We start from the raw sequence: 10,865 nt of genomic DNA on the forward strand, positions 1-10,865 counted from the left end.
AAGCAGGGTCAGGCCGATGTTGGGAGGTTTGCTTTAGTGGATAAGAAAAAAGTTTTGATCGTCGATGACCAGAACGGAATACGTATTTTATTAATGGAAGTGTTCAGTAGCGAGGGTTATACGACGTATCAGGCAGCCAACGGCAAAATTGCGTTAGAAATAGTAGAGAACGACGCGCCCGATCTGGTTCTGCTCGATATGAAGATTCCCGGAATGGACGGGCTGGAAATCCTGAAGCACATCAAAGAGATGAACTCTGATATCAAAGTCATTATGATGACGGCATACGGTGAGCTTGACATGATCAAGGAGGCTACCGAGCTCGGTGCTCTAATGCATTTTACTAAGCCGTTTGACATCGATGAAATGCGCGTTGCCGTAAACATGCAGCTTAAACATAACCCGGTGCAATTCGGGTAAGTACCCTGGATTCTGCTTAGGCAGAATTCTTTTTTTTGTCTTGATGTATCATAGGGCACAGCTTAATTTTAAATGCTTGTTTAGTATTTGTGACATGATGTGGTATAATGATTCCGAATGAGAGAAGTCGGCTAAAAACCATAGAAAAATACACAAATACTTAGGAGGATTGAAACCATGCCATTGGTATCCATGACTGACATGTTAAACAAGGCGCTGGACGAAAAATACGCGGTGGGTCAATTCAATATCAACAACCTGGAATGGACACAAGCGATTCTTAGTGCTGCGGAAGAAGAAAAATCTCCTGTAATTCTCGGCGTATCCGAAGGTGCTGCCCGTCATATGAGCGGTTTCTATACGGTAGTCAAAATGGTAGAAGGACTTATCCAAGATATGAAAATTACGGTTCCAGTAGCCATTCACCTGGACCATGGTTCAAGCTTTGAAAAATGTAAAGAAGCGATCGACGCCGGATTCACATCCGTCATGATCGACGATTCCCATAGCCCGATCGAGAAAAACGTTGAAACCACTAAAAAAGTGGTTGAATATGCTCATTCTAAAGGTGTTTCCGTTGAGGCTGAAGTTGGTACTGTCGGTGGACAGGAAGACGACGTTATCGGCGGCGTAATGTACGCGAAACTTGAAGATTGCGTTCGCATCGTTAAAGAAACCGGTATTGATACCCTGGCTCCTGCCCTTGGTTCCGTACATGGTCCTTACAAAGGCGAGCCAAACCTCGGCTTCAAAGAAATGGAAGAAATCAAGAACGAAATCCATCTTCCACTGGTTCTTCATGGTGGTACAGGCATTCCGACTCATGACATTCAAAAAGCCATTTCTTTGGGAACATCCAAAATTAACGTAAACACGGAGAACCAAATCGAGTTTACGAAAGCTGTACGCGAAGTGCTCGCTGCGAAACCGGATGCTTATGATCCGCGTAAATACATCGTGCCAGGACGCGACGCTATTAAAGCAACCGTAATTGGTAAAATCCGCGAATTCGGCTCCAACAACAAAGCGTAACACGCTTTTCATTGTTTCTGTGCTTTGCCGCACAAGAGAGCTTAAGTGTTGTTTGATAGGAAAGCGGACAGCCCCAGTAGGGGCTGTCCAATCGAATAGGTTGGAATGGAGAGCACACCGCTTAGCCGGTGTTTTTCCATTTCATACACCAAAATTAACACCAAACGATTTTGCTGCTGCGAAGTATGTGGGGGGAACCTGAAACGTATGGAAAAATTGATGATTAGCGGTGGGCGCCCACTGCATGGCACCGTAACAATCAGCGGAGCCAAAAACAGCGCTATTGCCTTGATTCCTGCTGCGATTTTGGCTGAGTCCGAAGTCGTGCTCGATAACCTGCCTCTTCTGAGTGATGTGGCTGTCTATGCCGAGATACTGGAAGAGCTGGGCGCGAAAGTAAGCTGGAAGGACAGTCAGATGAAAATTGACCCTTCCGATATTAAGTCTATTCCGATGCCAAACGGTCCTGTCAAAAAGCTAAGAGCTTCTTACTACATGATGGGTGCTATGCTCGGACGTTTTAAGGAGGCTGTCATCGGTCTTCCGGGGGGCTGCAATTTCGAACCTCGTCCGATTGATCAGCATATCAAAGGGTTCGAAGCATTGGGAGCAACGGTAACCAATGAGCACGGAGCGATTCACCTTCACGCCAAAGAGCTGAAGGGCGCTAAAATTTATTTGGACGTATCCAGTGTGGGTGCGACGATTAACATTATGCTGGCGGCTTCCAAAGCCAAAGGCTCCACAATTATCGAAAACGCGGCCAAAGAGCCTGAGATTATAGATGTAGCAACCCTTCTCAATTCCATGGGGGCAGTGATCAAAGGTGCAGGTACGGAAACGATCCGCATCGAGGGCGTTTCAGAGCTGCACGGCTGCCGCCACTCCATTATCCCGGATCGGATTCAGGCGGGCACTTATATGATCGCCGCTGCCGCGACCCGTGGAGATGTGTTAATTGACAACATTATTCCCAAACACCTTGAGGCACTCACAGCCAAGCTGATTGAAATGGGAGTTCATATTGAAGAACTGGACGAAAGCATCCGCGTACTCGGTCAGCCACACTACGGGCATGTGGACGTGAAAGCACTGATTTATCCAGGATTTCCCACGGATTTACAGTCGCCGATGACCAGTCTGCTGACCCAGGCAGAGGGCGTAAGCGTACTAAGCGATTTTGTTTACAGCAACCGGTTTAAGCATGTACCGGAGCTTGTGCGCATGGGCGCTAAAATTCGGGTGGAAGGACGCTCCGCGATTATCGAACGCAGCCGGCTGAATGCCGCGAAAGTGAAAGCGACGGATCTGCGGGCCGGGGCAGCATTGGTAATTGCCGGGCTTACCGTAGCGGACGGAATCACGGAAGTCACCGGGGTTGAGTATATCGACCGTGGCTATGACCACTTGGTAACCAATTTGCGATTACTCGGTGCGGATGTATGGCGTGAAACGGACGAAGCGGAGTAAGACATGCAGCAAAAGGGGATTATGCATTTTACATTCCATATTGGAACAATTTACAGTGAAATTGCATATCTCCTTCTAATTTGGGTAATGCTATCCTAATGAGGATTTTCAAGATTATAGAATTTAATAGTTTTCAGCGAAGCTGAACAATTCTATAATCGCAAGAAAACTACATCTAAACGCGGTCTGTCATCTGTGAAGGTACTTCGATAGACGTTTTTCTTAAGATATTAGAAAGGTATAAACTTCAAGAAAGACATCCTGATATCGCAAGAAAAACTACATCTAAACGCGGTCTGTCATCTGTGAAGGTACTTCGATAGACGTTTTTCTTAAGATATTAGAAAGGTATAAACTTCAAGAAAGGCATCCTGATATCGCAAGAAAAACTACATCTAAACGCGGTCTGTCATCTGTGAAGGTACTTCGATAGACGTTTTTCTTATAGACTGATAGAAACATACGACAACTTATAGTTTGACTGGACTTATAAAATTGAATAGGTGGTTATTACATGGATTTGCAAATTGCCGATTTGGAAGAAATGAAGCTGACCGATCTGTACAAGCTTGCGAAGAAATATCAGATCCCGTATTACGGCCAGCTTAAGAAGAAAGAGCTCATTTTTGCTATCTTGAGAGCACAGGCGGAGCATAGCGGACTCATGTTCATGGAAGGTGTTCTTGAAATCCTCCCTGAAGGGTACGGCTTCCTGCGTCCTATCAACTACCTGCCGAGCACCGAGGATATTTATATCTCAGCCTCGCAGATTCGCAAATTTGATCTCAGGACTGGAGATCTGGTCTCAGGGAAATGCCGGGCACCGAAGGAAAATGAACGATATTTCGGTCTGCTGCAGGTCAATGCGGTTAACGGTGAAAGTCCGGACGCAGCCGCGGAACGTCTTCACTTCCCTGCACTCACACCTCTCTTTCCGCAAAAGAAACTTGTGCTTGAAACATCCCCTAACCATTTGTCTACCCGGATTATGGATTTGCTTGCTCCCGTCGGTTTGGGACAGCGCGGTTTGATCGTTGCACCTCCAAAAGCAGGTAAAACGCTCCTCTTAAAAGAAATTGCCAACAGTATCTCTACCAACAATCCCGAAATTGAACTTTTTGTACTGCTTATTGATGAACGTCCTGAAGAAGTGACGGATATGCAGCGTTCCGTTAAAGGAGAAGTGGTCGCTTCGACATTCGATGAACTGCCGGAGAACCATATCAAAGTGGCTGAGCTTGTATTGGAGCGTGCGCTTCGGCTTGTAGAGCATAAGAAGGATGTTGTCATTCTGATGGATAGCATCACCCGCCTGGCACGTGCTTATAACCTGGTGATTCCGCCATCCGGACGTACGCTGAGCGGCGGTATCGATCCGGCTGCTTTCCACCGTCCGAAACGTTTCTTTGGTTCGGCCCGGAATGTGGAGGAAGGCGGAAGTCTAACGATTTTAGCGACGGCACTGATTGATACGGGATCGCGGATGGATGATATTATTTACGAGGAATTCAAAGGAACGGGCAACATGGAACTGCATCTGGACCGTAAGCTGGCTGAACGCCGTATCTTCCCGGCCATTGATATTCGCCGTTCGGGAACGCGCCGCGAAGAAGTGTTGTTGACGAAAGAAGAACTGGATACCATCTGGGCGATTCGTAAAAATATGAATGAATCGGCTGATTTTGTAGAAGGCTTCCTGAGAAAGCTGCGCGATTGCAAGACCAATGCAGAGTTTTTGGCGTCCTTTGATGTCAGCAGCGTAGGTGGCAACAGCAAAGGATCCAGCAGCAGTCATAGCAGCAGCGGCAACCGCCGGACATCAAGACCTGCCGCAGCATCCGTTCCATCGACCTAAACTTTTACGAACAAAGAGGAGAAACATCATGTACCTGGTATACGCAGATGAGAAAGGCAATGTATTCGATCATCCATCGCTCTTTGGGCTTGCTCGCAGCGGCGATATGATCGTGGAAATCCTGGAGGATGAACTGATTCCGCTGCCGGATGGAGCTACACTCGTAGGACTTCCGAACACGCGGGCGATTGGCATGGATCCCGAGACCGGGGAGATGATGCCGCTTCCTGGCGATGCCCAGGCTGTAGGGGCACTTCTTCCTCAAGGATTTACCCGGCTGTGTCTGCCCGGCTATGTGAAGACCGATAAGGAATATAAGCTGCCGCTGTTCGGATATTCTGCAGTGGTATGGAAGGACGGCCGCTTTTATACAACAGCTCGCCTTTCGGATGACCCTGAGAAATGGAATCCGCTTAATTGCGATATGAGTGAGCTGAAGCTGGGCGTGAAGAAGCTGACACAGAAGTATCCGGAGAACCGGCTGTATGAACATCTGTCCAACTGTGCTTTGGGATACGAATGCCTCACGGCATCCAATACGTTCCTAAATCGTTGGGAAGGCGCTGTTCCGGTATCCTATTCCTGCAACGCAGGCTGCTTTGGCTGCATATCCGAACAGCCGGACGATAGCGGCTTTGTGGCTCCACAGACACGCATGAATTTCAAGCCGAGAGTAGACGAGCTCGTACAGATCATGCTGGAGCATCTCAAGACGCCGGAATCCATTATCAGTTTCGGACAGGGCTGCGAAGGTGAACCTTCCACGCAGGCCAAAATCATTATTGAAGCTATGCGCGAAGTTCGTTCCATTACCGATATGGGATATATCAATATTAATACGAATGCAGGTCTGACAGACTTCATTCGCGGGATTGTCGATGCAGGTCTTGATTTGATGCGGGTAAGCACGATTAGTGCTCTAGACGATCATTACAATGCATACTACAAACCGCGCAAATATACGCTGGCGAACGTGGAGAAATCATTAAAGTATGCCTCGGATCAAGGGGTATATACGTCAATTAACTACCTCATATTCCCTGGTGTTACCGACCGCGAGGAAGAAATTGAAGCCATGGTGGAATTTGCACGCCGCACAGGTCTGAAGCTGATCCAGATGCGCAATTTGAATATCGATCCGGAGAGCTACTTGGAACTCATTCCGCCGGCTCAAGGCGAAATTTTGGGCATGAAGCAAATGATCGAGATCTTCCAGGCTGAATTGCCGGATGTCGTCATTGGTTCTTATACCCATGTACCGCCTGAAGGCATGAGACGACCTAAAAAGCCAGTACTTGCGCGGGATTGACGCTTTCCAACAATTCATTGATTATTGTGTTTGTCCCTGTTATAATATATGTATGTGTCATTATAACTCTGTGTACGCATGAGACTCAGGGCAAAAAGAGGTGAAAGACATGAAACAAGAAATTCAACCAAAATATCACGTAACGACCGTAACATGTGCTTGCGGCAATACGTTTGAAACAGGTTCCGTTAAACAAGATCTGCGCGTTGAAATTTGCTCCAACTGCCATCCATTCTTCACAGGTAAACAGAAATTCCTGGATGCAGGCGGCCGCGTTGATAGATTCAAGAAGAAATACGGCATCTAATATGCATACAACCAATCCCTTGTTCGCTACGCGGACAGGGGATTTTTTCTGCCCGAATAGGTTCGTTCCCGTCTTGCCAAAGTACGATAACGATCGTTTTTACATCCAACTTTTGCTGCCGGGTTGCACTTTGTCCTGAAATGAACTATACTAATCTTTGCCGTGCTAGACGGGGAGGTAGCGGTGCCCTGTAACTCGCAATCCGCTGTAGCGAGGTTGAATTCCTGTTAGAGGTTTTGTCGATGTGAGGTTTGGTCCCTGCGTGCAATGTTGACGGTTGGGTCCTCCGCAATGAGCACTTGTGAACCTGGTCAGGTCCGGAAGGAAGCAGCCATAAGCAAGCCCGCTCTTGTGCCGGAGGGTGGCCTAGCCCGAGTTGTTACTCAGGGGTGCCGCTTGGATCGCAATTATCAATAACAGGTGCACGGTATAACCTATGACAACTTATCAGCATCTTTGCCCGAAGGGGCAAGGGTGCTTTTTGTTTTTTTACAGTGGTTCTAAGCTGTATCTGGGGGATAAACGAATGGATTGTCAAAAAAAGCGAATACATCTATAGCGGATAGACGTTTTGTATAGCTCCGGATTATAGTATAATGATGGAGCGACGAACGCGCGCTAGTGGAAGTTGAAAGAGGGTATAGCCAAGTGAAACATATAGCGCTCTACCGTGCCTGGCGGCCGCAGTCGTTTCAGGACATGGTTGGACAACAACATATTATTCAGACACTGCAGAACGCCATTCGCGAACAGCGGGTTTCCCATGCTTACCTGTTCAGCGGTCCGCGCGGAACCGGAAAGACGACCGCGGCTAAGGTTTTAGCTAAGGCTGTTAACTGTGAACGCGGTCCAGCAGCGGAGCCATGCAACGAATGCGAGTCTTGCCGCAGAATTACGGCAGGATCCGTGATGGATGTGCAGGAGATTGATGCTGCATCGAACCGCGGCGTGGAAGAGATCCGCGATTTGCGCGAAAAAGTTAAGTATGCGCCGACAGAAGTCAGACAAAAGGTGTATATCATCGACGAAGTGCATATGCTGACGACAGAAGCGTTTAACGCGCTGCTCAAGACATTGGAGGAACCACCTCCCCATGTGATGTTTATTCTGGCAACAACAGAGCCTCATAAGCTGCCGGCCACCATTATTTCACGCTGTCAGCGTTTTGACTTCCGGAGGGTTTCTTTGGAAGAGCAGACGCAGCGGCTTCGGCAAATTGCGCAGGAAGAGGGAATGGAAGCCGACAATGAGGCTCTTCAATATATAGCCCGCTTATCGGATGGCGGTATGAGGGACGCCTTAAGCATTCTGGATCAGATTGCATCCTTCACGGGTGGTCATGTATCCTATGAACAGGTGCTGAGCATGACCGGAGGGATTGCCTCCGAGCAGTTCGGCAAACTGGCTGGAGGCATTCGTAATGGTGATGCGGGTCTTGTGCTGCAAATGGTGGAAGACTTTATGCAGGAGGGAAAAAGTGCTGACAAATGCATGGAGAATCTCCTGTACTATTTCCGTGATCTATTGATGATCCAGATGATTCCGAACGCTGACAAGCTGACGGACCGGGTGCTGCATCCGGAGGAGTACAAGGAAATGGCTGCTTCCTTTTCAAAACAACAGCTTTTTCACATGATCGACACCTTGAATCATTACCAAAGTGAGATGAAATATGCCTCCCAGCCGCAAACGCTGTTTGAAGTAGCACTTCTGAAGCTTTGTGGTATTCCGCAAGCCGGAGGGTATGATCAACCGCAAGAGCAGCAGCAAAACGCAGCCCCTGCCGATTCGGCTGAAGTGAATCAGCTTAAACGTCAGGTTGCTGCAATGGAAAAGAAACTGGAGAAGCTTTTACAGAACGGCTCAGTGCCTCCTGGTGCTTCCTCCGGGGGAACTGCGCGATCTAATAGCGCTCCTGCGCCTCGCATATCTGCTGCTGCCAAAATACCGGCAAACATGGAACAGTTCCTGGCTCAGAAGAGCAGCCCGGAGTTTGTGGAAGTGCACCGGCAATGGGGACAGGTTCTTCAGGGAGTCAAGGAAGAGAAGGTTACGGTTCATGCCTGGTTCATGGATGGGGATCCGGTATCGGTGTCGGGGGATGCTGTTTTGGTTGCTTTTAAAAACAATATCCACCGCGAGACAACGGAGAAACCTGCCAATAAACAGGTAATAGAAAGCGTACTTCAAGATAAACTTGGCAAACCCTATTACCTGGTTACGATGATGCAGAAGGATTGGGCTGCGGCACTGGAAGGTGCGGGTACCCAGCAGAAAGAGGAACTGAAGCTCGAGCATGAGCATGAGAGTCAGGACCCTAACGCAAAGCCATGGATTGATGAGGCCCTCCACATCTTTGGAGAAGATCTCGTGATCATAAAAGATTAATCCGCACTGCGTTTCGGTGCAACCAATAAACTTAAGAGGAGACGATTACTTATGAATAATATGAACCAAATGATGAAACAAGTGAAAAAAATGCAGGAGCAAATGCTGAAGGCCCAGGAAGCTCTCGCTGATAAAAAGGTTGAAGGCAGCTCCGGCGGCGGCGTGGTAACTGTAGAGGTGAATGGTCACAAGAAATTGCTTTCCATTACTATTAAACCGGAAGCTGTTGATCCGGAAGATGTTGAAATGCTTCAAGATCTTGTCATTACAGCTGTTAACGACGCGTTGACTAAAGCCGATGACATTGCCAATTCCGATATGAGCAAGTTCACTGGCGGTATGAAAATTCCAGGCCTGTTCTAATTTAGGTCCAAAGGAGATCCTGTATTTTGTATTATCCCGAACCGATCGCCAAGCTGATCGACGCATTTACACGATTGCCGGGAATAGGGCCGAAAACTGCGGCTCGTCTGGCTTTTCATGTGCTGAATATGAAGGAAGACGACGTCATTGATTTTGCTAAGGCACTGGTCAGCGTGAAGCGGAACCTTCATTACTGTTCTGTGTGCTGCAACATCACTGACACTGATCCTTGCCGAATCTGCCAGGATAAATCGCGTGATCCATCCGTTATTTGCGTGGTGCAGGATCCAAAAGATCTTGTGGCCATGGAACGCACCAAGGAGTTTAACGGCTATTACCATGTCCTCCAGGGGGCTATTTCACCCATGGAAGGCGTCGGCCCTGACGACATCAGGCTGAAAGAGCTGCTCACACGCCTCAGCGATGAACGCGTGAAAGAGCTGATTTTGGCTACGAATCCGAACATTGAAGGCGAAGCAACCGCGATGTATATTTCGCGTCTGGTGCGCCCGTTTGAACTCGTTGTGACTCGGATTGCACATGGATTGCCGGTAGGTGGAGATTTGGAATATGCGGATGAAGTGACGTTATCCAAAGCGCTAGAAGGACGGCGTCAGTTGAACTGATTGCGTATAAGTTTGTATAGCTGCAAAGGGAGGTCCCGATCGGGATCTCTCTTTTTTTGTTCTAAGTTTGTCCCCTGGTCCGTATGAATGGAAATGGAGAGTGCGAAAAACAGCGACATCATTTTTTGATGGGGGGCATGGATTATGGCGTGGTTTCGTAGCAAAGAACCGAGAATACCTGCTTGGCAGCTTAGGGAGAAGCAGGATGAGGAGTTGGCAGTCTACATGGATGTACGAAAGGCACAGAGGGAATGGGAACGGGCGAGACTCTTATTTGAAGAGGCGGTAGGGGAGGAACAGATTGATTATGCGATTTACATGCTTGAGGCGGCAGAACTTAAGTACCAAATGAATTTAAGGGCTGCGAAACGGATAGGGCTTAATCGGGCGCAACTGATAAATCATCATAGAGCGGAAGCTTGAATATTAGGATGGCACTGTATAGAAGGAGGGAAAGTAAATGAGACTGGCAGTTATGGGAATCATGATCTTGTGTTTGTTTCTTCTCTTGTTTATTGTTGTGCGCAAAAAAATCGGATTCGGGTGGCTAACAGTGTTTGGCACGCATTTGGTGCTTGCTGCATTGGGGCTATATTTGGTGAATTTCTCTGGCTTGATACCGGAGGTGTATATCCCTTTGAACCCTACAACGATAGGAACGGTAACGGTTCTTGGCCTACCGGGAGTAGCTCTGCTGTATAGCTTGAAAATTTCTTTGATGGGATAGTTGACGTACATCTTCATTCTGTGGTACATTAATTCTCGCCCCTTTCAAAAAGGTACAAGCTTGTCAGGCTGATGAGCCTGGTAAGAAAAAAGAATTTAAAAAAAAGTGCTTGACGAAATGATGGGCAGCATGATATATTATAAGAGTTGCTGCTGAGCTAACTGAGCGGCTTCGAAAACGAAAGAATTTGATCTTTGAAAACTGAACAACGAGTGAGATACAGACTTCAGCAATGAAGTCAAAACGCAAAGCAGTTCGGTCCCCGAACTGTGGAGCACAAATGAGATTTTTAATCTCGTCAGTTTCAAAATGAGCTACAAACTTTCTTGGAGAGTTTGATCCTGGCTCAGGACGAACGCTGGCGGCGT

At 47.7% G+C, this 10,865-nt stretch carries 12 protein-coding genes and 1 other RNA gene; 12 read left to right on the forward strand and 1 reads right to left on the reverse strand.

Annotated elements, in window-relative coordinates; genetic code table 11:
- Nucleotides 1-36: 36 nt before the first annotated feature.
- From GRF59_RS29160 to GRF59_RS29215, 12 genes are all read left to right on the forward strand, one after another.
- The gene (locus GRF59_RS29160) at nucleotides 37-420 is read left to right on the forward strand and encodes a response regulator (RefSeq protein ID WP_160501206.1); all 384 of its coding nucleotides are present in this window, start codon (nucleotides 37-39) and stop codon (nucleotides 418-420) included.
- 177 nt (nucleotides 421-597) lie between these two features.
- Nucleotides 598-1,452 carry a class II fructose-1,6-bisphosphate aldolase gene (fba, locus tag GRF59_RS29165; protein WP_160501207.1) on the forward strand — a complete coding sequence of 285 codons (855 nt, stop codon included), beginning with the start codon at nucleotides 598-600 and terminating at the stop codon, nucleotides 1,450-1,452.
- Between the two features lie 207 nt (nucleotides 1,453-1,659).
- Nucleotides 1,660-2,922 carry a UDP-N-acetylglucosamine 1-carboxyvinyltransferase gene (locus GRF59_RS29170; protein WP_160501208.1) on the forward strand — a complete coding sequence of 421 codons (1,263 nt, stop codon included), beginning with the start codon at nucleotides 1,660-1,662 and terminating at the stop codon, nucleotides 2,920-2,922.
- 514 nt (nucleotides 2,923-3,436) lie between these two features.
- Entirely contained in the window at nucleotides 3,437-4,777 is a 1,341-nt protein-coding gene (rho, locus tag GRF59_RS29175) for a transcription termination factor Rho (RefSeq protein WP_160501209.1), read from the forward strand.
- 28 nt (nucleotides 4,778-4,805) lie between these two features.
- Nucleotides 4,806-6,086: a radical SAM family protein gene (locus GRF59_RS29180; protein WP_160501210.1), complete on the forward strand. Its 1,281-nt coding sequence runs from the start codon at nucleotides 4,806-4,808 to the stop codon at nucleotides 6,084-6,086.
- A gap of 109 nt (nucleotides 6,087-6,195) precedes the next feature.
- Nucleotides 6,196-6,393, forward strand: a complete 198-nt coding sequence (rpmE, locus tag GRF59_RS29185) for a 50S ribosomal protein L31 (RefSeq protein WP_160501211.1) — start codon at nucleotides 6,196-6,198, stop codon at nucleotides 6,391-6,393.
- 160 nt (nucleotides 6,394-6,553) lie between these two features.
- An RNA gene (gene ffs, locus GRF59_RS29190) (signal recognition particle sRNA large type) lies at nucleotides 6,554-6,821 on the forward strand.
- Between the two features lie 220 nt (nucleotides 6,822-7,041).
- Complete coding sequence (dnaX, locus tag GRF59_RS29195; protein ID WP_160501212.1) at nucleotides 7,042-8,781, forward strand: DNA polymerase III subunit gamma/tau; 1,740 nt, start codon at nucleotides 7,042-7,044, stop codon at nucleotides 8,779-8,781.
- 51 nt (nucleotides 8,782-8,832) lie between these two features.
- The gene (locus GRF59_RS29200; RefSeq protein WP_160501213.1) at nucleotides 8,833-9,144 is read left to right on the forward strand and encodes a YbaB/EbfC family nucleoid-associated protein; all 312 of its coding nucleotides are present in this window, start codon (nucleotides 8,833-8,835) and stop codon (nucleotides 9,142-9,144) included.
- Between the two features lie 26 nt (nucleotides 9,145-9,170).
- Nucleotides 9,171-9,770 carry a recombination mediator RecR gene (gene recR / locus GRF59_RS29205; protein ID WP_160501214.1) on the forward strand — a complete coding sequence of 200 codons (600 nt, stop codon included), beginning with the start codon at nucleotides 9,171-9,173 and terminating at the stop codon, nucleotides 9,768-9,770.
- Between the two features lie 144 nt (nucleotides 9,771-9,914).
- A complete protein-coding gene (locus GRF59_RS29210; protein WP_160501215.1) occupies nucleotides 9,915-10,193 on the forward strand; it encodes a DUF2508 family protein in 279 nt (92 codons plus the stop codon).
- A gap of 37 nt (nucleotides 10,194-10,230) precedes the next feature.
- Entirely contained in the window at nucleotides 10,231-10,497 is a 267-nt protein-coding gene (locus GRF59_RS29215; RefSeq protein ID WP_160501216.1) for a pro-sigmaK processing inhibitor BofA family protein, read from the forward strand.
- A 63-nt stretch (nucleotides 10,498-10,560) separates the two neighbouring features.
- Here GRF59_RS29215 and GRF59_RS29920 read toward each other — a convergent pair.
- Nucleotides 10,561-10,865: hypothetical protein (locus GRF59_RS29920; RefSeq protein ID WP_237392114.1), on the reverse strand; the 305-nt coding region annotated here is incomplete at its 5' end.

The sequence above is a fragment of the Paenibacillus dendrobii genome (genome assembly GCF_009807035.1).
Classification (GTDB): Bacteria; Bacillota; Bacilli; order Paenibacillales; family Paenibacillaceae; genus Paenibacillus_AQ; species Paenibacillus_AQ dendrobii.

What these genes read in the sequence shown, in the direction of transcription:
- GRF59_RS29215 (WP_160501216.1), top strand. Translation starts at nt 10,231, where the DNA reads ATGAGACTGGCAGTTATGGGAATCATGATCTTGTGTTTGTTTCTTCTC.
- GRF59_RS29200 (WP_160501213.1), top strand. Translation starts at nt 8,833, where the DNA reads ATGAATAATATGAACCAAATGATGAAACAAGTGAAAAAAATGCAGGAG.
- rho (WP_160501209.1), top strand. Translation starts at nt 3,437, where the DNA reads ATGGATTTGCAAATTGCCGATTTGGAAGAAATGAAGCTGACCGATCTG.
- GRF59_RS29170 (WP_160501208.1), top strand. Translation starts at nt 1,660, where the DNA reads ATGGAAAAATTGATGATTAGCGGTGGGCGCCCACTGCATGGCACCGTA.
- rpmE (WP_160501211.1), top strand. Translation starts at nt 6,196, where the DNA reads ATGAAACAAGAAATTCAACCAAAATATCACGTAACGACCGTAACATGT.
- GRF59_RS29180 (WP_160501210.1), top strand. Translation starts at nt 4,806, where the DNA reads ATGTACCTGGTATACGCAGATGAGAAAGGCAATGTATTCGATCATCCA.
- GRF59_RS29210 (WP_160501215.1), top strand. Translation starts at nt 9,915, where the DNA reads ATGGCGTGGTTTCGTAGCAAAGAACCGAGAATACCTGCTTGGCAGCTT.
- fba (WP_160501207.1), top strand. Translation starts at nt 598, where the DNA reads ATGCCATTGGTATCCATGACTGACATGTTAAACAAGGCGCTGGACGAA.